Origin of the sequence: Glutamicibacter sp. NPDC087583 (assembly GCF_044743685.1) — a bacterium.
Lineage (GTDB): Bacteria > Actinomycetota > Actinomycetes > Actinomycetales > Micrococcaceae > Glutamicibacter.
In genome coordinates, this window is sequence record NZ_JBIUWY010000001.1 from 578,986 (window position 1) to 602,965 (window position 23,980).

21 protein-coding genes are annotated in these 23,980 nt (G+C 60.2%); 19 read left to right on the forward strand and 2 right to left on the reverse strand.

Going from position 1 to position 23,980, the window contains the following annotated elements; translation table 11 throughout:
- Position 1: 1 nt before the first annotated feature.
- The 14 genes from ftsW to nrdR all read left to right on the forward strand — a co-directional run bounded on the left by ftsW (position 2) and on the right by nrdR (position 16,107).
- Complete coding sequence (ftsW, locus tag ACIOU9_RS02795; protein WP_133834283.1) at positions 2-1,255, forward strand: putative lipid II flippase FtsW; 1,254 nt, start codon at positions 2-4, stop codon at positions 1,253-1,255.
- 99 nt (positions 1,256-1,354) lie between these two features.
- Positions 1,355-2,476 carry an undecaprenyldiphospho-muramoylpentapeptide beta-N-acetylglucosaminyltransferase gene (murG, locus tag ACIOU9_RS02800; RefSeq protein WP_133834282.1) on the forward strand — a complete coding sequence of 374 codons (1,122 nt, stop codon included), beginning with the start codon at positions 1,355-1,357 and terminating at the stop codon, positions 2,474-2,476.
- A 4-nt stretch (positions 2,477-2,480) separates the two neighbouring features.
- On the forward strand, positions 2,481-3,878 hold the full coding sequence (gene murC, locus ACIOU9_RS02805) for a UDP-N-acetylmuramate--L-alanine ligase (RefSeq protein WP_133834281.1): 1,398 nt from the start codon (positions 2,481-2,483) through the stop codon (positions 3,876-3,878).
- 62 nt (positions 3,879-3,940) lie between these two features.
- Complete coding sequence (locus ACIOU9_RS02810) at positions 3,941-4,675, forward strand: cell division protein FtsQ/DivIB (protein ID WP_133834280.1); 735 nt, start codon at positions 3,941-3,943, stop codon at positions 4,673-4,675.
- A gap of 219 nt (positions 4,676-4,894) precedes the next feature.
- Entirely contained in the window at positions 4,895-6,094 is a 1,200-nt protein-coding gene (gene ftsZ / locus ACIOU9_RS02815) for a cell division protein FtsZ (RefSeq protein ID WP_105656797.1), read from the forward strand.
- Positions 6,095-6,114: 20 nt separating this feature from the next.
- Positions 6,115-6,837 (forward strand): polyphenol oxidase family protein, encoded by a 723-nt coding sequence (locus ACIOU9_RS02820; RefSeq protein ID WP_133834279.1) that lies wholly within the window; start codon positions 6,115-6,117, stop codon positions 6,835-6,837.
- Positions 6,838-6,962: 125 nt separating this feature from the next.
- Positions 6,963-7,514 carry a cell division protein SepF gene (locus tag ACIOU9_RS02825; protein WP_105656795.1) on the forward strand — a complete coding sequence of 184 codons (552 nt, stop codon included), beginning with the start codon at positions 6,963-6,965 and terminating at the stop codon, positions 7,512-7,514.
- 23 nt (positions 7,515-7,537) lie between these two features.
- The gene (locus ACIOU9_RS02830; protein ID WP_105656794.1) at positions 7,538-7,834 is read left to right on the forward strand and encodes a YggT family protein; all 297 of its coding nucleotides are present in this window, start codon (positions 7,538-7,540) and stop codon (positions 7,832-7,834) included.
- Between the two features lie 230 nt (positions 7,835-8,064).
- Entirely contained in the window at positions 8,065-8,814 is a 750-nt protein-coding gene (locus tag ACIOU9_RS02835; protein ID WP_105656793.1) for a DivIVA domain-containing protein, read from the forward strand.
- Positions 8,815-8,911: 97 nt separating this feature from the next.
- Positions 8,912-9,493: a signal peptidase II gene (lspA, locus tag ACIOU9_RS02840; RefSeq protein ID WP_332485981.1), complete on the forward strand. Its 582-nt coding sequence runs from the start codon at positions 8,912-8,914 to the stop codon at positions 9,491-9,493.
- The gene (locus ACIOU9_RS02845) at positions 9,490-10,434 is read left to right on the forward strand and encodes an RluA family pseudouridine synthase (protein WP_105656791.1); all 945 of its coding nucleotides are present in this window, start codon (positions 9,490-9,492) and stop codon (positions 10,432-10,434) included. The genes lspA and ACIOU9_RS02845 overlap by 4 nt, the downstream gene beginning before the upstream one ends.
- Before the next feature lie 106 nt (positions 10,435-10,540).
- Positions 10,541-14,104: a DNA polymerase III subunit alpha gene (gene dnaE, locus ACIOU9_RS02850; RefSeq protein ID WP_105656790.1), complete on the forward strand. Its 3,564-nt coding sequence runs from the start codon at positions 10,541-10,543 to the stop codon at positions 14,102-14,104.
- Positions 14,105-14,181: 77 nt separating this feature from the next.
- Positions 14,182-15,534, forward strand: a complete 1,353-nt coding sequence (hisD, locus tag ACIOU9_RS02855; protein WP_105656789.1) for a histidinol dehydrogenase — start codon at positions 14,182-14,184, stop codon at positions 15,532-15,534.
- Positions 15,535-15,618: 84 nt separating this feature from the next.
- Positions 15,619-16,107, forward strand: a complete 489-nt coding sequence (gene nrdR, locus ACIOU9_RS02860) for a transcriptional regulator NrdR (RefSeq protein ID WP_105656788.1) — start codon at positions 15,619-15,621, stop codon at positions 16,105-16,107.
- Between the two features lie 82 nt (positions 16,108-16,189).
- Here the strand turns inward: nrdR and map are convergent, their stop codons facing one another.
- Entirely contained in the window at positions 16,190-17,065 is an 876-nt protein-coding gene (map, locus tag ACIOU9_RS02865) for a type I methionyl aminopeptidase (protein ID WP_402695979.1), read from the reverse strand.
- 133 nt (positions 17,066-17,198) lie between these two features.
- Here map and ACIOU9_RS02870 point away from each other — a divergent pair, with 133 nt between their 5' ends.
- Positions 17,199-17,393 carry a hypothetical protein gene (locus ACIOU9_RS02870; RefSeq protein WP_105656786.1) on the forward strand — a complete coding sequence of 65 codons (195 nt, stop codon included), beginning with the start codon at positions 17,199-17,201 and terminating at the stop codon, positions 17,391-17,393.
- A 110-nt stretch (positions 17,394-17,503) separates the two neighbouring features.
- On the opposite strand, the gene panB is transcribed toward ACIOU9_RS02870, so the two are convergent.
- Positions 17,504-18,340: a 3-methyl-2-oxobutanoate hydroxymethyltransferase gene (gene panB, locus ACIOU9_RS02875; protein WP_133834276.1), complete on the reverse strand. Its 837-nt coding sequence runs from the start codon at positions 18,338-18,340 to the stop codon at positions 17,504-17,506.
- 136 nt (positions 18,341-18,476) lie between these two features.
- Between panB and glnA the strand changes: the two genes are divergently transcribed.
- The 4 genes from glnA to ACIOU9_RS02895 all read left to right on the forward strand — a co-directional run bounded on the left by glnA (position 18,477) and on the right by ACIOU9_RS02895 (position 23,964).
- Positions 18,477-19,817, forward strand: a complete 1,341-nt coding sequence (glnA, locus tag ACIOU9_RS02880) for a type I glutamate--ammonia ligase (RefSeq protein WP_105656784.1) — start codon at positions 18,477-18,479, stop codon at positions 19,815-19,817.
- A gap of 52 nt (positions 19,818-19,869) precedes the next feature.
- Complete coding sequence (locus tag ACIOU9_RS02885; RefSeq protein ID WP_402695980.1) at positions 19,870-22,896, forward strand: bifunctional [glutamine synthetase] adenylyltransferase/[glutamine synthetase]-adenylyl-L-tyrosine phosphorylase; 3,027 nt, start codon at positions 19,870-19,872, stop codon at positions 22,894-22,896.
- A gap of 8 nt (positions 22,897-22,904) precedes the next feature.
- Positions 22,905-23,387, forward strand: a complete 483-nt coding sequence (locus ACIOU9_RS02890) for a DUF1990 family protein (protein ID WP_105661476.1) — start codon at positions 22,905-22,907, stop codon at positions 23,385-23,387.
- Positions 23,388-23,493: 106 nt separating this feature from the next.
- Positions 23,494-23,964: a nucleoside deaminase gene (locus ACIOU9_RS02895; protein WP_105656781.1), complete on the forward strand. Its 471-nt coding sequence runs from the start codon at positions 23,494-23,496 to the stop codon at positions 23,962-23,964.
- Positions 23,965-23,980: the final 16 nt, after the last annotated feature.

A 23,980-nucleotide genomic window follows, 5' to 3' on the forward strand; every position in this document is an offset into this window, starting at 1 on the left:
GATGGCGATGAAAATGAACAAGAAGCCAGCAGGTTCCAAAGCCGAACTCCCTTGGTACGTGAGATTCGGCAGGATGCTCGGAACCGTCGAGAACTCCAGCGGCCGCATGGCCTCCACGGACTACTGGCTGGTGCTCGTGGGCTCCATCGTGCTGGCCGTTTTCGGTGTGGTCATGGTCCAGTCATCGGCGTCGGTTGAAGCGATCGCGAAGGGCAGGGACGGTTTCACCGTGGCGCTGTCCCAGGGTGGCTTTGCCGCCTTGGGTATTCTCTGCATGCTGGTCATGCAGCGGATCAGGCCGGAAACGCTGAAGCGGCTGGCCTGGCCTTCGGTTATTGCGGCAGTGGTCCTGTTGTTCCTCGTGGCGTTCACGCCATTGGGCCATACGGTGCTCGGCAACCGAAACTGGATCCGCATCGGCGGCTTCGGCCTGCAGCCCAGCGAGTTCGCCAAACTGGCGTTGTCTGTTTTTGCCGCGTTCATGCTGGAAAAGAAGCAGCATCTGCTGCACGACATCAAGCATTTGGTCGTCCCAGTGGTTGCCCCGGTGGGGGTCTTCATTGTTGGCCTCATCGTGGTCGGCAAGGACGTAGGTACAGCGCTGGTCTTGTTGATGATCATTGCCTCGGCGATGTTCTTGGGCGGCATCCGGATGAAGTGGCTGGCGGCGTTTTCGGTGGTCGGTGTCCTGGGCCTGTCCGTGGCGATCTTCGCTTCCTCCAACCGCCGCCAGCGCATCCTCGCTTGGCTTGATACCGATTGCGGCCCGAGCAGCGACCTTTGCTACCAGGCCAGCATGGGCCTTCACGCCTTCGCCTCCGGCGGCTGGTTCGGTGTGGGCGCAGGCCAGTCCCGCATGAAGTGGTCCTATGTGCCTGAGGCGCAGAACGACTTCATCTTCTCCATCCTGGGTGAAGAGTTCGGCCTGATCGGCGTGCTGTTCGTCCTGGTCATGTTCATGCTGCTGGCCTTGGCGATGTATCGCATTGCAGCACGCGCCAAGGACTTGTACACCAAGGTGCTCATGGGTTGCCTGATGTCCTGGGTCATCGGCCAGACCTTCGTGAATCTGGGTACCGTCACCGGCGTACTTCCCGTGATCGGTGTTCCGCTGCCGTTCATTTCCTCCGGCGGCTCGGCGATGCTCGCCATCATGCTGGCAATGGGCTATGTCCTCTCCTCGGCCCGGGCGCAAAAACTTGAATTCGAAGCAACGCTGGAAAAGAAACCGGCAAAGAGCAAGAAAACCAAATAGTGCGCCGCAAGCGGCCGCTATCAGAAGCAGAGGCCCATCGCTGAATCTGCGGTGGACGTTGATCCTGCCCATTGGCAGGACGAAGGAGTACAGCAACAGATGAGCGAAGCACTTCGTCTAGTCGTCGCCGGCGGCGGAACTGCCGGCCATATCTCGCCCATGCTGGCCATAGCTGATGCCGTGAAGGCCGAGCATCCCGAAGCAATGGTCACAGCACTGGGTTCTCCCGGTGGCCTGGAAACCAAGCTGGTGCCGGAAGCCGGCTACCCGCTCGAACTCATCCCCAAGGCCCCGATGCCACGCAGCATCAACATGGATCTGCTCAAGTTTCCTTTCCGTTTCATCAAGGCCATTAACAACGCCAAGAACGTTCTGCGCACCACCAAGGCCGAGGCCGTCCTGGGCGTCGGCGGTTATGTCTGCACCCCGGCATATCTTGCCGCGAAGCAGCTGAAGCTGCCGATCTTCGTGCATGAGGCCAACTCCGTTGCCGGCATGGCCAACAAGCTCGGGGCAAAGAACGCGGCATTCGTCGGAACCACTTTCGCCAACACCGGGCTGCCCGGTGAGATGCAGGTGGGCATGCCGATGCGCTGCAACGTTGCCACCATGGACAAAGCCGCGCTGCGGGGAGAAGCACGCGGGTACTTCGGTATCACCGGGCAGAAGCCGGTACTTCTGGTCACCGGTGGATCCTCCGGAGCGCAGAGCATCAATACCGCCATCGAGCAGTCCCTGGACGAGCTGAACGCAGCTGGCATCCACACTATCCACATCACCGGACGCGGAAAGCAGATTCTGGACGCCTCGGGCAATCTGCTGTCCCATGAAGGCTACAGCCAGACCGAATACGTGGACCGCATGGACTACGCCTACGCCGTCGCGGATTTGATGATCTGCCGCTCCGGCGCGGGCACCGTCTGCGAACTGGCCGTAGCTGGCACCGCCTCGGTACTGGTTCCGCTGCCCATCGGCAACGGCGAGCAAAAGCTCAACGCCCGTGAGCTGGTCGCTGCCGGGGGAGCCGTCCTGGTTTCCGACGCGGGGTTCACAAAGTCCTATATCACCGAAAATGTCATCAATCTGCTGACCGATCAGCATAAAATTGAAAAGATGTCTCAAGCCGCTGCCTCATTGGGGCAGCGCGACGCCGCGCAGATCATGGCGCGACGGATTATTGATGAAGTTTCAACCCGCCGCCGTGCGGGTCAGGAAGGCTAGAACCATGGCACTGCGAGCCGACGAACTGAACGCCGATCTGGGCAAGGTACACCTGATGGGTGTAGGCGGGGTTGGCGTATCAGCGGTTGCACGGCTGCTGCTCGACTACGGCCTGGCTGTCTCCGGCACCGATGCCAAGGATCTTCCGGTGCTCGATGGCTTGCGTGAGCGCGGCGCGCGCATCCACGTAGGCTACGACCCAGCGAACCTCGGCGACGCCGACACCGTGGTGATCTCCTCGATCATCAAGGCCGGAAACCCGGAATACGACGAAGCCCTGCGCCGCGGACTGCGAATCTTGCACCGCTCCGAAGGCCTGGAAGCTACCATGCGCGGCCACGAGAAGATCGTGGCCATCGCCGGTACTCACGGCAAGACCACCACTACTTCGCTGACCGCCCATATGCTCAAGACCATTGGCGCGCGTCCGAGCTTCGCCGTGGGAGCGAATATTCCAAGCCTGGGCACCAACGCCGAGCTCGGATCCGGATCCTACTTCGTGGCCGAAGCGGACGAATCCGACGCTTCCTTCCTCAACTACCGGCCGGATGCCATCATCGTGACCAACGTCGAAGCCGACCACCTGGATCACTACGGTACCGCTGAAGCAGTGCACCAGGCCTTCGTGGACTTCGCCAGGCTATTGCCGGCAGACGGCTTGCTGATCTGCTGTGCAGATGATGAGGGTTCCAACGACCTGGCGCACAAGATGCGCGCAGAGCGTCCGGAAATCCGCGTGCAGACCTACGGCTTCAGCGATCACGCCGACCGCCGCCTTTCCGATGCCCGCGCCACCGAAGACGGCCGCTTCACCGCAACCATCGAATGGGGCAGCGGACAAAGCCGCATCCTGGATCTGGCAGTGCCCGGCCAGCACAACCTGCTTAATGCTGCCGCCGCATTGTCTGTCGGCATTGATGCAGGTGTGGACGTTGACGAAGCGCTGCAGGCGCTCTCCAGTTTCTCCGGGGCAGCTCGCCGATTCGAATTCAAGGGTGAAGCCGCAGAGGTCCGTGTCTACGACGACTACGCGCACCACCCGACCGAGGTGCAGGCAGCGCTGACCGCCGGCCGTACGGTGGCCGGCACCGGCCGGCTGCACATTGTCTTCCAGCCGCACCTGTTCAGCCGTACCCAAGAGTTCTTCCGCCAATTTGCCCAGGCCTTGTCCCTGGCCGATTCGGTGGCCGTGCTGGATATCTACCCGGCACGTGAAGAACCTATCGATGGCGTGGACAGCGAACTGATCGCATCGCGCATCGAGGTTCCTGCCCAGGTACTTTCGCCGGCAGCCGCTGTAGCGCACGTGGTTGAGCAGTCCGAGCCGGGCGATGTCATCATGACCATTGGCGCCGGCGATGTCACAGCGCTAGGTCCAGACATCGTCAAGTCGCTGAGCTGACGAATTCCGTCCCGAGTCCGAGGCCATCGCAGTTGGTCCACTTCCGTCTACCAAGGTGATCCATGGGTGAAGCAGCAAAAGTCGTAGAACTTCCGGAGAGCCCGGAGAAAAAACGGCGCAAGATCCTGATTATTCTCGCGGCATGCATCGTCGTGCTCAGCCTCGCTGCGGTTTTGATCTTGAGCTTCTCACCGGTGATCGCTGCCAAGAAGATCGAAGTAACCGGCACCAAGCTGGTCAATTCCGAGAAGCTGGGGAAGTCCCTGGAACCATTGAAGGGCGTTCCGCTGCCGCGGATCTCTGAATCGAGGGTCCAGGAGCTGATCGGCGAGCAGCCGGCCATCGACGAAATCGTGGTCAAGGCCCAGATGCCCAACACCTTGGTCGTTGAGGTAATCGAAGCTGTGCCGGTGGCCATCTTGCTGGAGGGCAAGAAGCAGTACCTGGTCTCCGAGACCGGCAAGAAGCTTCGCACCGTCGGCAAGAATGACAAGGACAAGTTGCCCAAGATCAAGGCCACCGACGTCACTGCTGATCCGGAGCAGTTCAAGCTGCTGACCGGAATCTTGAGCACCGTTGACAAGAAAGTGCTCAAGGAAGTCTCAACGGCATCCTTGTCCAAGGCAGGGTTCGCCGAACTGGCGTTGCCGAAGAACCGTACTTTGATTTGGGGAGACGCCAAGAAAGCGGCCCTGAAAAATGAAGTGGCGACGATCTTCTTGAAAGAGCTTGAGAAAAAGCACGCGGCCAAGACGACCATCGACGTCACCAACCCAGAAAATCCCGTGGTCTATTAAGTCGCGGTGCTCTGGGCGCGGGAAGACCAATAAGCCAAGAAATTCTGGAAAGATAGTTTTGAATAAGCGACACGCCTAGGCGGTCGTTGCAGAAAGACCACACGACTCATAGCGTTTCTAATAACGACAGCTTGACAGAATCTTAACCTTAAGGCTAAAGGTGAAGGTCTTTAGCTGGAGTCGTGAAATATGTAGCACATCTAACAAGGGAAGCGGGACGTGGCAGCTCCACAGAATTACCTCGCGGTCATTAAAGTCGTCGGAATCGGCGGTGGCGGTGTAAACGCAGTCAATCGAATGATCGAAGTCGGTCTCAAGGGCGTAGAGTTCATCGCCATTAACACCGATGCCCAGGCTCTGCTTATGAGTGATGCCGACGTCAAACTCGACGTAGGACGCGAACTGACTCGTGGCCTGGGCGCTGGCGCCAACCCTGATGTGGGACGCCAGGCAGCGGAAGATCATGTAGAAGAAATCGAAGACGTCCTGCGCGGCGCGGACATGGTCTTCGTGACCGCTGGCGAAGGCGGCGGTACTGGTACTGGTGGCGCGCCGGTCGTGGCCCGCATTGCCCGCTCGCTTGGCGCGCTGACCATCGGCGTGGTCACCCGTCCATTCACCTTCGAGGGTCGCCGCCGCGCTAACTCCGCCGAGTCGGGCATCGAAGCCCTGCGCGACGAAGTGGATACCCTCATTGTGATCCCGAACGATCGACTGCTGTCGATCTCGGATCGCAACGTATCGGTGCTCGATGCATTCCGCCAGGCAGACCAGGTTCTGCTCTCCGGCGTGCAGGGCATTACCGACCTGATCACCACCTCGGGCCTGATCAACCTCGACTTCGCCGACGTGAAGTCCGTTATGCAGGGCGCAGGCTCGGCATTGATGGGCATCGGTTCGGCGCGGGGCGAAGACCGTGCAGTGAAGGCAGCGGAGCTGGCTATTGCCTCGCCACTGCTCGAAGCTTCTATCGATGGCGCCCACGGCGTCCTGCTCTCCATCCAGGGCGGCTCCGACCTCGGCTTGTTCGAAATCAACGAAGCTGCACGCCTCGTGCAGGAAGTTGCCCACCCGGAAGCCAACATCATCTTCGGCGCCGTCATTGACGACGCCTTGGGCGACGAAGCACGTGTCACCGTGATTGCAGCCGGCTTCGACGAGCCAGATGTCACCAGCAAGCCAATGGCACCGGTCGCAGCAAAGCCAGCTGTCTCCGCGCGCCCGGCTGAGCAAGTGCCAGCGAGCATTCCAGAAACACCAGCACCTGCTGCAACCGAAGCTGCGAAGCCAGCCCAGGTTGCTCATGAGAAGCCAGCTGCCGCAGAGCAGGCCAGCTCCTTCCAGGACCTTCCAGATGTTGTCGACTCGGACCTGAACGGTTCGAACGACGACCTGGATGTCCCGGACTTCCTGAAGTAAAAACAGCAAGAAGCTGAGCAGTGCTACATTTCGCGTCGAACCTCGATCCGAGCATCCAACTGGCATTCACATCGCAGGCTGAGGGAAACCTCGCCCTGCACGTGAATGACGATCCCCGCCTTGTGGCGGAGAATCGAGCCAAATTGGAGGACTTGATCGGGGTTCGACGCTTCTCGCTTAACTTCATGAACCAGGTGCACTCCGCCGATGTATATGAGGTCACGCCGGTGCGGCGCACCTCGTGGCTAGAGCCGGCAGCGCCAACCTGCGATGGATTGCTGGACCCAACTGGCACCCAGCCCCTGGCAGTGATGGTCGCCGACTGCCTTCCGGTGCTCTTTGTCGGAAGAAACACGCGCAATGGGCAAACCCTGAGTGCCGCAACCCACGCCGGCAGGCGCGGGCTGCTCGACGGGATCCTGGCGAAAACGGTCGAGGGCCTGAAGGCTCATGGTGCCGACACAGTGGAAGCCGTGATCGGCCCTTCGATCTGCGGCCGATGCTATGAAGTTCCAGAAAGCATGGCCCAGGAATCCGAAGAGTTGCGCACCGGGATTCGCACCACGACTCGCTGGGGGACCCATGGGCTGGACCTTCCGGCCTCAGCCGAACAAGAACTGCGCGGCCTCGGGGTGGACGTGCGGCAATCCGGTGTCTGCACCTTGGAAGACGAAAGCTACTATTCCTACCGGCGTTCAAGCCGTGCAGGACGACTTGCCGGACTCATCTGGACCGCCGCGTAGGCGTGCGCGACACACCGCCAAGAATTGATCGAATGAACGATGCCTGCATTATTTTGTGCGGTAGCGTCGAAGTAGCGGAAGCGTGCAATGGGGTTGCATGCATGGGATAAACGAGGAGAAACATCGTGGCTGACGGACTGCGTAAGGCAATGGTATATCTCGGCTTGGCGGACGCCGTCGAGCAGGAAGAGACCCAGACACAACACGCTGAGCCCAAAACCCAGGTTCGGGTAGTTGAGGACACAGCTCCAAAGCGACCTGCCGAAGCCCCACGCCCACAGCCTGTTGCAAGGCAGGCTGCGCCGCAAACTCAAGCTAGAGAACCAGAGACGGAATACCGTGCTCCGGTCACCCCTATTAAGCGTGCCCCTTCAGTACGGGATGAGGATTCCGAATTGCGTCAGATTACTACCGTCCACCCTCGTTCTTATAACGATGCCAAGATCATCGGTGAGAACTTCCGTGACGGCATCCCGGTGATTATGAATGTCACCGACATGGGTGAAACCGATGCCAAGCGCCTCGTCGACTTCTCGGCCGGTCTTGTTTTCGCCCTGCACGGCTCCATTGAGCGAGTCACGAACAAGGTCTTCTTGCTCTCACCAGCGACCGTTGAGGTCCTCGGCGAAGATCGCAAGCAGTCCGAAGCGCAAGCAACCTTCTTTAATCAGAGCTAAGACACCAGGAGCACAAGCACAAAATGGTGTTCGGGATCATCTATCTCGCCTTAGCCATCCTCCAGATTCTGCTCTTAATGAGAATTGTGTTGGATGTAACGGAAAGCTTTGCTCGCCACTGGCGACCCAAAGGCATCGCATTGATTGTCGCAAGTGCAATCGTGTCGATTACCGATCCTCCGCTGCGCTGGTTGCGCCGGAAGATCAAACCCCTGGATCTCGGCGGAATCCGTCTTGACCTGTCCTTTCTTGTGTTGTTCATCGTCGTAATCATTCTTAAAGCGGTGGTAGCCAACCTGGGCCTCAGGACAGGGATCTGATTAGGGCATTTCCGTGCTTCACGGGGATTGTCCTGAGCAGTCAAAAGCTGTAGATTCAAAGAATAAGAGACTCGCGCGTAAGCTCGATTTCGTAATAATTGTCCAAATCGTTATATCCTTTAGGAAATGGTGCTCCGACTTCACCGGTCGCGACACTGACAAAAACGGTAAGTGTTTCGCAAGGCAAGACAATGGTCGTGCGGAAATGATCCCAGTATTGAGGTGACCCAATGGCTCTGACGCCAGAAGACGTAGTCAATAAGCGGTTTCAGCCGACCAAGTTCCGTGAAGGCTACGACCAAGACGAGGTAGATGACTTCCTCGACGAAATCGTTGTGGAGCTGCGTCGCCTAACCGGTGAGAACGAGGCTCTGCGCAGCCGCCTTGCCGAACTTGGCGAAGATGCGGGTTCGGTATCGAAGGAGCAGGCTGTTCCTGCACCTGTTTCGGCCGCTCCAGTTACTCCTGCTGCTCCAGCTGCTAAGCCAGCTGAAGAGAAGAAGGCAGAAGCTAAGCCTGCAGAGCCAGCGAAGGCAGAAACCCCAGCTGCCAAGCCAGCTGAGGAAAAGAAGGCAGAAGCTAAGCCAGCTGCCGCTGAGAAGGCACCTGCAGCTCCGGCCGCAGCAGCAGCGCCAGCTGCAACTCCTCGCTCCGAATCCGCAGAGTCGGCAGCCAACGTGCTGTCCATGGCTCAGCGTCTGCACGACGAGTACGTCGCTGCCGGTGTCGAGCAGCGCGACAAGATCATCTCCGAAGCGAAGACCGAAGCTAACACCTTGGTCACCACCGCTGAAGAGAAGAGCCGCAAGACCTTGTCGGCCTTGGAGCAGCAGAAGTCGGTTCTGGAGCGCAAGCTCGAGCAGTTGCGTGGCTTCGAACGCGATTACCGTGCTCGCCTGAAGACCTACATCGAAGGACAGCTGCGTGACCTTGAGTCCCAGGGTTCGATCGATGCTGGTGCGGCAGGCAAGACCAGCTAGTCGCTGACAGTTCATAACTTGATCTAGCTATCAAGTAAGATCAACGGTGGTGAACGGATACATTCCGATCACCACCGTTGACGTTTAAGAGGAAATAATGGGTACCACTGTGGACGCAGTTCAATCCGGAAACGCGGGCGCGAAGGCGAAGAAATACGTTGGCCTTGGCCTCGTGATCGCTCTGATCGCGCTGGTACTGGACCAAACCGTCAAAATTGCCGTTGAACAGAACATGCGGCTTGGCCAATCGATTGAAGTGATTCCCGGATTCTTCAACATCCACTACATCCTGAACCCTGGTGCCGCCTTCTCCATCGGCGAAGACTTCACCATAGTCTTCGCGATCCTGCAATCGGCAGTCGCGGTCTACGTCATTTACCTGTTTTTCCGCAAGGTGCTGTCCAGAAGCTGGGCCATAGCCCTGGGCTGCCTGCTCGGCGGTGTCCTGGGCAATGTCGTGGACCGGCTGTTCCGTGAACCGGGCTTCGGATTCGGCCATGTGGTAGACATGTTTTCCGTCACCCACTTCGCTATCTTCAACGTCGCCGACTCGTTCATCGTCTGTTCCATGATCGCGGTGGCGTACATGCTCATCCGCGGGCGCAACCTCGATGGCAGCATTGGCGATCCTCCAAAGAAAGACAAGTCCAACAAGGACGAAGCAGAACCAAACGCATGATCTCGAACGAAACCACCATTCACGAACTGCTGGTTGACCCAGCCGATGCCGGCGCACGCCTTGACGCCTATATCTCCCGGTCCCTGCAGATCCCGCGCACCTTGGCTTCGAGCCTTTGCAAGGATTCGCAGATCCAGGTCAACGGACGAACCATTGCCAAATCTCTGAAGATCAAGGCGGGGGACCAGCTGGTAGTCACCATCCCGCCGCAGGCAGACCCATTAGAAATTAAGGTTGAGAAAGTGGAAGAGCTGAAGATTATCGCGGACGACGATGACTATGTGGTCATCGACAAGCCCGTGGGTGTCGCAGCCCATCCATCCCCGGGGTGGGTGGGCCCGACAGTTGTCGGCGCACTCATGGCCGAGGGCTACAACATCACCACTTCCGGTGCCGCCGAACGCCAAGGCATAGTGCACCGCTTGGACGTGGGCACCAGCGGCCTGATGGTCGTGGCGAAAACCGAGCGCGCCTACACCGAACTGAAGCGCGCCTTCAAGGAACGCACCCCCAAGAAGATCTACCATGCGGTGGTGCAGGGCCTGCCTGACCCGCTGGAAGGCACCATCGACGCGCCGATCGGGCGCCACCCGGGCCACGACTGGAAGTTCGCTGTCCTGGATGGCGGGCGGGACTCGGTCACCCACTACAAGGTGATCGAGGCCTTCGGCCGCGCCTCGCTGGTCGAGGTGCAACTGGAAACCGGGCGCACCCACCAGATCCGCGTCCACTTCTCAGCCTTCGGGCACCCTTGTGCCGGAGACCAGACCTACGGAGCGGATCCCAAGCTGGGTGCCGCTCTGGGCCTGACCCGGCAGTGGCTGCATGCAAAACGTCTTGGATTCTCCCATCCGGTCTCCGGCCAGTGGATGGAATACGAAAGCGAATATCCTGCGGATCTGGCAGGCGCCGTCGAGCTGCTGCGCGAAGGCGGATACTGAGTTCCAAGGTGCTGTTGGCCACTGGCCGGCAGCACCTTGTGTCGTGCTAGCCACAGCACCGCGCCGGGGTGGGCCCAAGTCCGGGTTTGATCGCTAGACTGGTTGGGTGAGTGCTACACGTGACGGATTTGTCCATCTTCATACCCACACCGAATACTCCATGCTGGACGGTGCGGCGCGCCTAGGCGAACTCTTCGCCGAAGCTAACCGGCAGGGCATGGAAGCCATGGCGATTACCGACCATGGCTACCTGTTCGGTGCCTTCGATTTCTGGCGCCAAGCCACCGGAGCTGGCGTTAAGCCGATCATCGGCGTAGAAGCCTATGTCACCCCGGGCACCGCGCGCGACGACAAGACCCGCGTGAAATGGCGTACCGACGAATCGCAAAAGGGCGATGACGTTTCCGGTGGCGGCCTGTACAACCACATGACCCTGCTCTCGTACAACAACAAGGGCATGGACAACCTTTTCAAGGGTTCGTCCCGCGCCTCGCTGGACTCCGTGTTCGGCAAATACCCGCGCTGGGACCGCGAGCTGCTCAACGAGCACCACGAAGGCCTCATTGCCACGACCGGCTGCCCTTCGGGTGAAGTCCAGACCAAGCTTCGCCTGGGCCAGTACGATGCGGCGAAGGCGGCCGCGGCTGAACTGCAGGATTTATTCGGCAAGGAAAACTACTTCTGCGAGATCATGGACCACGGTCTGGAGATCGAACGCCGCATCACCAAGGACCTGCTGCGCCTGGCCAAGGAACTGGGCATTCCGCTGGTGGCTACCAACGACCTGCACTACACCCATGAATCCGATGCCAAAGCCCACGAGGCGCTGCTGGCCATCAACTCCGGCTCCACGCTCGACGAGCCCACCTATGACCAGGGCGGCAGCCGCTTCGCTTTTTCCGGCACCGGCTACTACCTGAAATCGGCGCGCGAAATGCGCGATTTGTTCAAGGAATTTCCTGAAGCCTGCGACAACACCCTGGCGATCGCTGACCGGGTCGAGGTCTCCTTCGACACGAACGCCAACTACATGCCGAAATTCCCTTGCCCGCCGGGGGAGGACGAAACCAGCTGGCTGATCAAGGAAGTCGACAAGGGACTGCACTACCGCTACCCGAACGGCATCCCAGAAGCTTCGCGCAAGCAGGCAGACTACGAGCTGGACGTCATCATCAAGATGGGCTTCCCGGGATACTTCCTGGTCGTGGCCGACTTCATCAACTGGTCCAAGGACCACGGCATCCGTGTTGGCCCGGGGCGTGGTTCGGGTGCAGGCTCCATGGTCGCCTACGCCATGCGGATCACGGACCTCGATCCGCTGGTGCACGGCCTGATCTTCGAGCGTTTCCTGAACCCGGAACGTGTTTCCATGCCCGACTTCGATGTCGACTTCGATGATCGCCGCCGTTCCGAGGTCATCAAGTACGTGACCGAGAAGTACGGTGATGAGCGCGTATCGATGATCGTGACCTACGGTTCAATCAAGACCAAGCAGGCGCTGAAGGACTCATCGCGCGTGCTCGGCTACCCGTTCAGCATGGGCGAGACCCTGACCAAGGCGCTGCCGCCGGCGGTGATGGCCAAGGACATCCCGCTGAACGACATCGAGAACCCGCAATCCAAGCGCTATTCGGAGGCGGGGGACTTCCGCAACCTGGTGGCCAATGACCCGGAGGCGGCCCGCGTCTTCGAGACGGCCAAGGGCCTGGAAGGCCTGAAGCGCCAGTGGGGCGTGCACGCCGCCGGCGTGATCATGAGCTCGGACCCGATCATCGACGTCATCCCCATCATGCGGCGCATCCAGGATGGACAGGTCATTACCCAGTTCGACTACCCGACCTGTGAAGGCCTGGGGCTGATCAAGATGGACTTCCTGGGGTTGCGCAACCTCACCATCATTTCCGATGCCCTGGAGAACATCGAGTACAACACCGGCACCAAAATCGACCTCGAGACCCTGAGTATCGAGGACCCCGAGGCCTACAACCTGCTGGCCCGCGGCGACACCCTGGGCGTGTTCCAGCTCGATGGCGGTCCCATGCGCTCGCTGCTGAAGATGATGCGCCCCGATAACTTCGAAGACATCTCCGCAGTGATCGCGCTGTACCGTCCGGGCCCGATGGGCGCCAACTCCCACACCAACTACGCCCTGCGCAAGACCGGGTTGCAGGAAGTCACCCCAATCCACCCGGAGCTCGCTGAACCGCTGGCAGAGATCCTCGGCGGCACCTACGGCCTGATCGTGTATCAGGAGCAGGTTATGGCTATTGCGCAGAAGCTGGCCGGCTACTCGCTGGGCCAGGCCGATATCTTGCGCCGTGCCATGGGCAAGAAGAAGAAGTCGGAACTGGATAAGCAGTTCGCCGGCTTCAAGCAGGGCATGAACGACAACGGCTACTCGGACGCCGCCGTGCAGACCCTGTGGGACATCTTGCTGCCATTCTCCGACTACGCGTTCAACAAGGCCCACTCGGCCGCGTACGGCGTGGTCTCCTACTGGACCGCCTACCTCAAGGCGCACTACCCGGCCGAATACATGGCCGCGCTGCTGACCTCGGTGGGCGATGACAAGGACAAGCTGGCACTGTACCTGAACGAATGCCGCCACATCGGCATCACCGTGCTGCCGCCGGATGTCAACGAATCGGCGTTGAACTTCACCCCAGTGGGCAAGGATATCCGCTTCGGCATGGGCGCCATCCGCAACGTCGGCACCAATGCGGTGGCCGGCATGGTCGAGGCCCGCACGGAGAAGGGCAACTACAACGACTTCAACGATTTCCTGGGCAAGGTCCCGGCCGTGGTCTGCAACAAGCGAACCATTGAATCGCTGATCAAGGCCGGTGCCTTCGACTCCATGAAGCATCCACGCCGGGCGCTGGTGGCCATCCACGAAGAAGCCGTGGATTCGGTGATCCAGGTCAAGCGCAACGAGGCGGCCAACCAGTTCGACCTGTTCAGCGCCCTGGGCGCGGATGAGTCCTCGGAGTCGATGCACGTGGCGATCCCCGACATGCCCGATTGGGACAAGAAGGAAAAACTGGCCTACGAGCGCGACATGCTCGGCCTGTACGTTTCCGACCACCCGCTGCAGGGACTGGGCTCGGCCCTGGACCAGTACGCTGACATGCCGGTCACGCACGTGCTCTCGGATGACGGCCCGCAGGATGGCCACATCATTTCCATCGCCGGCATGATTTCCGGTCTGCAGCGGCGCATCGCCAAGAAGAGCGGCAACCCGTATGCGCGCTGCGAGATCGAAGACCTCTCCGGTTCGATGGAGGTCATGTTCTTCGGCCAGGCCTACCAGCCGATCGCCGAGATCCTGGCCGATGACCTGATCGTGGTCATCAAGGGGCGCGTGCAGCGCCGCGATGACGGCTCCATCACCCTGAACGCGCAGGAAATGATGATCCCGGAAATTTCCGAGGATGCCAACGGGGGACCGGTAGTCATCGGCATTCCGACACACAAGGCCACCGAGACCCTGGTGCAGAAGCTGGGCGATGTGCTGCGCACCCACAGCGGCAACACCGAGGTGCGGGTGAAGCTCACCGGCAGCCGCGGCACCTCGCTGCTGCGCCTGGGCATGAACTTCAGGGTGAACCCCAATCCTGCCCTGTTCGGCGATTTGAAGGTGCTGCTGGGCCCTCACTGCCTGGACGTATAGGGAAACGGATCACGGCTTGGATGACCGGGGAAGGTAACTAATGAACCTTCCCCGGTCATCGGCGTTAAACTAGGTAGGTGAGCACTATTCCAGAAACCGAATTCTCAGCACTCGCCACCCTTGATTGGCGCAACGAATCCCTGGGCTACGCACAGCTGAAAGCCAAGCTGCCGCGCCCGGAGATGAACTCCCAGACCGCAGCCGAAACCGTGCAGCAGATCATCGATGATGTCCGCGCCCATGGCATGGAAACACTCAAGGACCTGGCCCAGCGCTTTGACCACGTTGAGCTGGAGCATACCCGTGTGCCGCAGCATGAGCTGGACCGCGCCCTGGAAGAACTGGACCCGCAGGTCCGCCTGGCGCTGGAAGAATCCATTGACCGCGCCCGCGTATTCGCCAAGGCCCAGCGCCCGGACGACGCCGAAGTCCGCTACGCTACCGGGGCAACTGTCACCCAGCGCTGGGTCCCGGTGCGCCGCGTCGGCCTGTACGTGCCAGGTGGCCTGGCCGTCTACCCGTCCTCGGTCATCATGAACGCCGTACCTGCCCAGGCAGCCGGCGTCAGCTCGCTAGCCCTGGCCAGCCCGCCGCAGAAGGAATTCGCCGGACTGCCGCACCCCACCATCTTGGCTGCCGCCAAGCTGCTGGGCATCGACGAGGTGCACGCCATGGGCGGTGCCCAGGCTGTTGCCGCGTTCGCCTACGGGGTGGACATGCCGAACGATGAGCGTGGCGGGATCGAACCGGTTGACGTGATCTCCGGTCCAGGCAACGTGTTCGTGGCAACCGCCAAGCGCTTGGTCAAGGGCGTGGTAGGCATTGACGCTGAAGCTGGTCCTACGGAAATCGCGATTCTTGCCGACAAGGGAGCTAACCCGGGCTTCGTCGCTGCCGATATGATTTCGCAGGCAGAACACGATGCCAACGCCGCGGCCGTGCTGATTACCGATTCACCTGAACTAGCTGCTGGCGTGCGCAAGGAACTCATGGTGCAGGTTGCCGCCACCAAGCACTCCGCCCGTGTGACAGAGGCACTGTCAGGATCCCAATCGGCCGTCATCTTGGTCAAGGACCTGGAGCAGGGGATCGAGGTGTGCAACGCCTACGCCGCCGAGCACCTGGAAATCATGGTGGCCGAGGCGGAATCCACCGCGGCCCGCATCACCGCTGCTGGCGCCGTGTTTGTCGGCGCCTATGCCCCGGTTTCGCTGGGCGACTACTGCGCAGGATCCAACCACGTGCTGCCGACCAGTGGCACCGCGCTGCACGCCTCGGGGCTGAACGTGAATACCTTCTTGAAAGCCATCCAGGTGATCAACTACGACAAGGCCGCGCTGGGCGAAGTGGCCGCTCACGTGATTAATCTTGCCAATGCCGAGGACCTGCCAGCCCATGGAGACGCGGTCGCGGTGCGAAACGCGCAATAGACGCTAAACTGTTAGGTGACATGAGTTGATTCTTGCCACCATGGGTGAACCGAGAATGCTTCTTAGGCTACAGATGGAGGTGCCGTGAACTGCCCGTATTGCCGCAATGCGGATTCCCGAGTGGTCGATAGTCGAGTTGCCGACGACGGCGTCTCGATCCGCCGCCGACGCCAGTGCACGGCTTGTTCGCGCCGTTTCACCACCACCGAAACTGCCAGCCTCAACGTGCTCAAGCAGTCCGGTGCCGTAGAACCGTTCTCGCGCAACAAGGTCATTAACGGTGTTCGCAAGGCCTGCCAGGGCCGCCCGGTCACCGATCACGACCTTGCCGTCCTGGCCCAGGAAGTCGAAGAGGCAGTCCGGACCTCCGGGGCTGCTGAAATCCCGGCCCACCAGGTGGGCTTGGCCATCTTGGAGCCATTGTCGCGCCTCGACGAGGTTGCTTACTTGCGCTTTGCCAGTGTCTACCACAACTTCCAGTCGCTGACTGATTTCGAGACCGCCATTGCCCGGCTGCGCGATCGCCGTGGCAAGGTTCCGCAGGGAAACCAGCGTCCGCTCTCGGCCGACTAGCAGTTTTCGCATAGAGCAAACGCCAGTGCCCCAGACCTTTCGAGGTCGCGGGCACTGGCGTTTGGCGTAGGCGTCGCAGCGGCTATGGCAGGGTGAGAATTTCCGCGCCATCGTCGGTGACCAGCAGGGTGTGCTCGAACTGCGCGGTGCGCTTCTTGTCCTTGGTGGTCACGGTCCAGTCGTCTTCCCACATGTCCCATTCGACGGTGCCCAAGGTGAGCATCGGCTCGATGGTGAAAACCATGCCCGGCTCGATGGGAGTGTTGTAGGCCGGCGCCGCATCGTAATGCGGGATGATCAAGCCGGAATGGAAGGCCTCGCCGACGCCGTGGCCGGTGAAGTCGCGGACCACGCCGTAGCCGAACCGCTTGGCGTAGGTTTCAATGCTTCGGCCGATCACATTGATCTCACGCCCTGGCATCACGGCCTTGATGGCGCGCTTCAGCGAGTTTTCGGTGCGCTCGACCAGCAGGCGCGATTCTTCATCCACGTCACCGACCAGGAAGGTGGCGTTGTTATCTCCGTGAACGCCACCGATGAAGGCGGTGATATCGATATTGATGATGTCGCCATCTTGCAACACGGTGGTGTCCGGGATGCCGTGGCAGATGACCTCGTTCAACGAGGAGCACAGCGACTTGGGGAATCCGCGGTAGCCCAAGGTTGACGGGTAGGCGTTGTGATCCATGAGGAATTCGTGGCCAAGCCGATCGAGCTGGTCGGTGGTGGCTCCCGGCTGGCAAGCCATGCCAACTTCCTGCAGTGCCTGAGCGGCAATCCTTGAAGCTATGCGAATGCGTTCGATGACTTCTGGGCTTTTGATTTCCGAAGCCGTGTTGCTGGCAGGTTCCTTCTTGCCAACGTATTCGGGGCGTTCAATGTGTTTCGGTACCGGAAGTTCCGGGGAGACCGTGCCGGCGGTGAGATTTCCAAGGGGTGCAGTTGAAGCAATAGCCATGCTTTTATTCTAGCTTCACGTATCTGCCGCTTCGCTAGGAGATAGCCGATAGAACAGGTGGTGTTGCACCTATTTTCCGCCGGTTGGGATACCGTGGAAGAAGCAGCAAGAATCGAGAATAGAGGAGTTTTCCATGAGCTCAGTTGGCACCCCGGGCGAGGGGCAGTACTGGTACAACGTCTCGACCAAGACCGTGGAGAATGGCCCGCAGTCTGATTGGTCGCAGTTGCTTGGCCCATATGACACGGTTGCTGAAGCCGAAGCGGCAATGGCGAAGGTCCAGGCACGCAATGAGGCGTGGGACGACGCAGAGGAAGACGACGAGTAGAAGTCAAGGGCACCGAGCCAGGCCGGTGCGGCGAATGGCAAAGCGGTGCGCTGCCACGATGGATGACATCGAGGCAGCGCACCGCTTTGCGATATGGCGTGAGCCGGCTTCTATTCCTTGAACTCGTACTCTGCCGAGGGGAAGGTGCCGGAAACCACGTCCTGGTGGTACTCGCGCACCGCGTTGCCGACAACCTCACGCAGATCAGCGTACTTCTTCACGAAGCGCGGGGTGCGGCCCCCGCCAAGACCCAGCATGTCCTGCCAAACCAGGACCTGTCCGGTGGTGGAATTGCCAGCGCCGATGCCGATGGTCGGCACCTTCAGCGCGGCATCGATTTTGGCAGCGACCGGGCTTGGCACCATTTCCATCAGGATGCAGAAGGCGCCTGCATCCTGCAATTGCACAGCGTCGTGCTTCATCTGCTCTACTGCGTCGCCACGGCCCTGCACACGGTACCCGCCCAATGCATGCTCGGACTGCGGAGTGAATCCGATGTGCCCGATAACGGGAACTCCGGCAAGGACCATGGCGCGGACATGCTCGGCGTATTGCGCGGTGCCCTCCATCTTGACCGCGTGGGCATGGCCCTCCTTCATCAGGCGCACCGCAGTGGCAACGGCCTGGGCAGGGGACTGCTCGTAGCTGCCAAACGGGAGGTCGGCAACGACCATGGCGCGTTTGGCCCCGTTGGCGACAGCTTTGGTGAACATGATCATTTCGTCGAGGGTAATCGGCAGCGTGGACTCGTAGCCGAGTACGGTATTGGCAGCGGAGTCGCCAACCAGCAGCATCTCGATCCCGGCCGAATCGAAAATCTCTGCCATCATTACGTCATAAGCAGTTAACATCGCGAATTTTTCGCCATTGTCCTTGGCCTGCTGCAAATGATGAAGTCGGATACGGGACGGGCCTTTTTCAGGGTTCCCTAGGTATGGTTGTGGCATGAATCGACTTTATCGCACTTGGACAGGGCGATGCTGATCGTTGGGACGGTTCTGAACCGATATAGTGTTGCCACAGGTCAATTTTCTTACCGGTTGTGATCAGCGCCGGATATCAGAATCCCAAAGGTGGTGGAAAATGGATCGTCAGCAGGAATTTGTACTGCGCACCATTGAAGAACGCGACGTTCGATTTGTGCGAATGTGGTTTACTGACGTCGTTGGTTCGCTCAAGTCGGTGGCGTTGGCTCCTGCTGAAGTTGAAGATGCTTTCGAAGAAGGTCTGGGATTCGATGGTTCCTCCATTGATGGACTGTCCCGGATCTCCGAGTCTGACATGTTGCTTCAGCCAGATCCTGCCACCTTCCAGATCCTGCCGTGGCGCGGCGAAGTCGAACCGACCTCCCGCATGTTCTGCGACATCCTGACCCCTGAGGGCCAGCCGTCCAATGCAGATCCGCGCCAGGTGCTCAAGCGCCAGCTGGCCGAAGCATCGAATATGGGTTTCACTTGCTACACCCACCCGGAGATCGAATTCTATTTGCTGGAGAACGATCAACTGGATGCCAATGGCCGTCCCCAGCCGATCGACAACGGTGGCTACTTCGACCACGTGCCAGATGGCGTGGGGCAGGACTTCCGCCGTGCTTCCGTGACCACGCTGGAAGCGCTGGGCATTTCGGTGGAGTTCTCCCACCACGAAACAGGTCCAGGCCAGAACGAAATCGATCTGCGCTACGCAGATGCCTTGCAGACCGCCGATAACATCATGACCTTCCGTACCGTCATCAAGGAGATGGCGATGCAGAAAGGCATCCACGCAACCTTCATGCCCAAGCCATTTGCCGACCATCCGGGCAGCGGCATGCATACCCACTTCTCCTTGTTCGAAGGTGACGCTAACGCGTTCTTCGAAGCTGGCCGCGAATACCAGCTCTCCGATGTGGCCCGGTCCTTCATCGCCGGCATCTTGCACCATGCGCCGGAAATGACCGCCATCACCAACCAGTACGTGAACTCGTACAAGCGGTTGTGGGGTGGAGGCGAGGCGCCGAGCCACCGTTCGTGGGGGCACAACAACCGCTCGGCACTGGTCCGCGTGCCGCTGTACAAGCCAGGCAAGGGACAGTCCGCCCGCGTGGAATACCGCGGTATCGACTCGGCAGCCAATCCGTACCTGGCCTACGCAGTATTGCTGGGCGCTGGGCTGAAGGGCATCCGCGAAGGCTACGAGCTGGAAGAGCCAACCGAGGATGATGTCTGGAGCCTGTCCACGGCAGAACGCCGCGCCTCGGGCCACGTTCCGCTGCCTGGCAGCCTGCACGACGCATTGCGCGCCATGGAAGAGTCGGAACTGATGGCCGAGATCCTCGGCGAGCAGGTATTCAACTCGTTCCTGTCGAACAAGCGCACCGAATGGGAAGAGTACCGTCAGGTCATTACCCCCTACGAACTGAACAAGTATTTGGGAATCCTCTAGAGACTTCGCCGCGTGAAGCTGCGCGGCGAAATGCGGGAGAACACGAGACACCATGCCGGAAGTACCCTCGCGAGCATTGCTCAACGCTGGCTTCAGCGACATCGAAAGGGCCAAGAAATTCCTTCAGGCCGAGGAACTGTCCCGGATTGATCCCAGCCTGATCGTGAGCAAGATGGCGCATGCGCCAGATCCGGACCAGGCACTGCTGCTGGCCCTGCGGTTGGTAGATCGGCACCCGGAAGTCATCGATATCTTCCTGGAGCCCGATAGCTGCCAAGGGCTCGTCAGGCTTCTGGGCAGCTCTTCTGCGCTCGGGGAGTTCCTCATGCGTTGTCCCGAGGCGCTGGAGATCGTCCGCCACGCCCCACCCGGTGAATTCGTCCCCGTGCCCGCGGAACAGCTGGTCGAGGACTTGCTGGCATCGATCGAGGCCAAGCAATCAGACGGCGGGCACTGGGTCTCTTCCCATACCGGTGCTGAAGCGCGACAGCGCTTGCGCACCGCCTACCGCAAGGCCTTGCTCTCGCTGGCCCACCGGGACTTGGGTTCCACCCAGCCGCAGCGCATTCTGCCCCTGGTCGCCGCCGAACTGGCCGACATGGCTGGTGCCGCGTTGGAGGGGGCATTGGCCATTGCCCGGGCCGAAGCCGCCGAACAATATGATGCTGGCGACGTTGATCGGGTTAAGATCACCATCATTGGCATGGGCAAGTGCGGTGCACGTGAACTGAACTATATTTCGGACGTCGATGTCATTTACGCCCACGATTCCACGCCGGGAATCGATGACGACCTGGCCGCCGCGATCGCGACGGTGATCTGCGGGAACACGGCACGTGCACTGATGGTCCCTGGCCCTGAGCCGATGCTCTGGGAAGTGGATGCGAATCTTCGCCCCGAGGGCAAGGACGGGGCCTTGACCCGTACGCTCTCATCCCATGAAGCGTATTACCGCCGGTGGGCTCATTCATGGGAATTCCAAGCCCTGCTCAAGGCCCGCGCGATTGCCGGCGACAAGGAACTGGGACGCTCTTATGAGCGGATGGTTTCGCCAATGGTTTGGTCCAGTTCCGAGCGTGAGGGCTTCGTTGAATCCGTCCAGGCCATGCGCCGACGCGTCAGCGACAACATCGACAAGCAAGATGTTGCGTGGCAAATCAAGCTGGGCCCCGGTGGACTGCGCGATGTCGAATTCACCGTCCAGCTGCTCCAACTCGTCCATGGTCGAGTCGACCCCGCCATCCAGGTGCCAACCACCACCCTGGCCATCCAAGCGATGAGCGATATCGGCTACATCGGCCGTGATGATGCGACGAATTTCGATGACTCATACCGTTTCCTGCGCTTGCTGGAGCACCGGATACAGCTCAGCCAATTGCGCCGTACCCACTTGATGCCCCGGGCAGAAAGCGCCCAGCGCGTGCTTGCACGATCGATCCGTGGTGCCGGAGACCTGCAGCTCAGCAGCCCGGAGAAGCTGATGCGCCGCTGGAATGAAACCAAGCGCATGGTGCGTTCGCTGCACGAGCGTATTTTCTACCGTCCGCTCCTGGTCAGTAGTTCCAACCTCTCGGCCGATGATGTCAAGCTCACCGCCGAATCGGCGCAAGCCCGCCTGCGCGCCCTGGGCTATCTCGACCCGAAGGCGGCGATGCGGCACATTGAAGCCCTGACCGGTGGGGTCTCGCGCAGTGCGTCATTGCAACGGCAATTGCTGCCGGTACTCCTGGACTGGTTTGCCCGCGGGGTGGACCCGGATGCTGGATTGCTGGGCTTCCGCCGGCTCAGCGAAGCGCTGGGCAAGTCCCATTGGTTCCTCGGCATGCTGCGCGATACCAACGCTGCCGCCGAACGGCTGAGCCACTTGCTCTCCAATACGCGCTTCCTGACCGACCTGCTGGCCAATGAGCCGGCGGCGGCCGCTTGGCTGGGCTCCGACGCGTCCTTGACGCCGCAGACATTCGAGAACCTGCTGCAGCAGAACACCTCGATCATCCATCGCACGAAGCAGCCAGAAGCTGCCATCCGCATGATCCGCATGGTGCGCCGCCGCGAGTTCTTGCGTGTCGCGCTTGCCGACGGCGCCGGCCTGCTGACCGTTGACGAAGTTGGCGTAGCACTCTCTAACATCGACGCCGCCATGGTTGACGGGGTGCTGAAGGTCCTCTTGGCTGCTGACCAGGCCAAGAACGGGGAACATGCTGTCGTTTCGGTCATTGCCATGGGCCGCCAAGGCGGTCGGGAAATCGGCTACGGCTCTGATGCGGACGTCCTGTTCGTGCAGCGCCCGGTTCCTGGCGCCACGGCCCAAGCTGCTCAAGAACAAGCGCTTCGGGTAGTTACCGACCTGGTGTCGTGGACCGCCAAACCGTTGAAACCAGCCATTCCAGCTGAAGTGAAATTGAAAGTGGACTCGGATCTGCGCCCCGAGGGCCGCCAGGGAATGCTGGTCCGTTCTCTGGACGCCTACGCCACCTATTACCAGCGATGGGTGGAAATCTGGGAACGCCAGGCGTTGCAGCGTGCACGCCCGTTTGCCGGCGATGACCAGTTGGCTGAAGATTTCATGGAATTGATTAGGCCGGTGCGCTACGGCAAGGGACTGGACGAGTCGGAGATCCGGGATATCCGCAAGATCAAGGCCCGCGTTGAGTCCGAACGGCTCCCACGAGGTGCCGACCCCAACCGCCACCTGAAACTGGGACGAGGCTCGCTCTCGGACATTGAATGGCTGGTGCAGTTCTACCAGTTGCAATACGCCTGGAAGCACGAATCCCTGCGCACCACCTCGACGCTCCGGGCGTTGGAAGAGCTGGCGAAATTGGAGCTCATTGCGCAAGACGATAGCGAACTGCTGGCGATTGCTTGGCGGCTGGCTACGCAGATTCGCAGTGCTGAAATCATCACGTCCGGACGTTCCAGCGATGTCTTGCCGAGTTCGGCGCGCGATATGGAAGCCGTGGCTCGGTGGTGCGGCTATGAGCCGCACTTTGGCGTGGAACTCGAAGAGGACTACTTGCGTGCAACCCGGCACGCGCGTGGCATCTTTGAACTGCTGTTCTACGGCTTTGAGAACTAGGAACCGCGGTGGCCGTTGAAACGCTGCTGGAACGTACCTGGAGCCCGCTGGCTGCTTCATCCAGGCCGTGGCAACGCCGCGTGCTGCTAGGTAGGGGAGTAGCCCTGTGGAACGTTGCGTGCGCTGCCTTGCTCCGTTGGGAAGTCAAGACACGCAGCGGGTTCAGGCTTCAGCCGCAGTTGCCGGTCGCCGTGGGCCAGCAACCCTTGATCACCATCGGTGTCGGACCGTTGCGCATCCATGAACCTGTGGAGGTCGTTGACGTCGTTGCGGAAAGTGATTGGGTAGGGTTTTCCTACCGGACGCTGCCGGGGCATCCGGTTCAGGGTGTGGAAGCTTTCATTCTTGAACGCGCGGACGAGCAAGTTTTCCTGCTGATCAGGTCGGTCACGGCACCTTCTGATGTGCCTGCTTGGCGTCGAGTCTTCAAGGCGCTGCTCCTGGCGCAGTGGGTGACACGTCAGCGTTACCTTCGTGCGCTGAAACCTTAGTCCGCAACCGGCAATTTCCTGCGCTTCCCGCCGAAACAGGATGCTGGGGGACTAGGGTGGGGATTGTAATCTCTACGCGAATAATGAGTGCAGGGGAGCTTCGAAAATGCTGGACCCAAAGATGCTGCAGGCTGCCATTGATCAGTCCTTGCTGGCCCTGGAATCCAATGACAGCGGACCATTTGGCGCGGTGGTAGTCCTTGACGGAAAAGTCGTTTCCGCTGGCTACAACTCGGTGGTGGGTAGCCAGGATCCAACGGCGCACGCCGAAATCAATGCCATCCGCGCAGCGGGACAAGCACTGGGAACCTTCGATCTGTCGCAATGCGAGCTCTACACCAGCTGCGAGCCATGTCCCATGTGCCTGGGTGCCATCTATTGGTCCCGCTTCGAGCATGTCTACTACGCGAATACGCGCGACGAAGCCGCGAAGATCGGCTTCGATGATGATTTCATTTACAAGGAGCTTGAGCTTCCCATGAGCGAGCGGAAAATTCCGTTTACCAAGGTTGAAGATTCCGGTGCGCTCAGGGCATTTGAGCTTTGGGAAGCAAAGAGCGACAAGCAGGAATACTAGTACTTGTTATCGGGGC

Excerpts from the sequence above, each read along its gene's own strand:
- ftsW (WP_133834283.1), top strand. The coding sequence starts at position 2 with ATGGCGATGAAAATGAACAAGAAGCCAGCAGGTTCCAAAGCCGAACTC.
- murG (WP_133834282.1), top strand. The coding sequence starts at position 1,355 with ATGAGCGAAGCACTTCGTCTAGTCGTCGCCGGCGGCGGAACTGCCGGC.
- murC (WP_133834281.1), top strand. The coding sequence starts at position 2,481 with ATGGCACTGCGAGCCGACGAACTGAACGCCGATCTGGGCAAGGTACAC.
- ACIOU9_RS02810 (WP_133834280.1), top strand. The coding sequence starts at position 3,941 with ATGGGTGAAGCAGCAAAAGTCGTAGAACTTCCGGAGAGCCCGGAGAAA.
- ACIOU9_RS02830 (WP_105656794.1), top strand. The coding sequence starts at position 7,538 with ATGGTGTTCGGGATCATCTATCTCGCCTTAGCCATCCTCCAGATTCTG.
- ACIOU9_RS02835 (WP_105656793.1), top strand. The coding sequence starts at position 8,065 with ATGGCTCTGACGCCAGAAGACGTAGTCAATAAGCGGTTTCAGCCGACC.
- lspA (WP_332485981.1), top strand. The coding sequence starts at position 8,912 with ATGGGTACCACTGTGGACGCAGTTCAATCCGGAAACGCGGGCGCGAAG.
- ACIOU9_RS02845 (WP_105656791.1), top strand. The coding sequence starts at position 9,490 with ATGATCTCGAACGAAACCACCATTCACGAACTGCTGGTTGACCCAGCC.
- map (WP_402695979.1), bottom strand. The coding sequence starts at position 17,065 with ATGGCTATTGCTTCAACTGCACCCCTTGGAAATCTCACCGCCGGCACG.
- ACIOU9_RS02870 (WP_105656786.1), top strand. The coding sequence starts at position 17,199 with ATGAGCTCAGTTGGCACCCCGGGCGAGGGGCAGTACTGGTACAACGTC.
- panB (WP_133834276.1), bottom strand. The coding sequence starts at position 18,340 with ATGCCACAACCATACCTAGGGAACCCTGAAAAAGGCCCGTCCCGTATC.
- glnA (WP_105656784.1), top strand. The coding sequence starts at position 18,477 with ATGGATCGTCAGCAGGAATTTGTACTGCGCACCATTGAAGAACGCGAC.
- ACIOU9_RS02885 (WP_402695980.1), top strand. The coding sequence starts at position 19,870 with ATGCCGGAAGTACCCTCGCGAGCATTGCTCAACGCTGGCTTCAGCGAC.
- ACIOU9_RS02895 (WP_105656781.1), top strand. The coding sequence starts at position 23,494 with ATGCTGGACCCAAAGATGCTGCAGGCTGCCATTGATCAGTCCTTGCTG.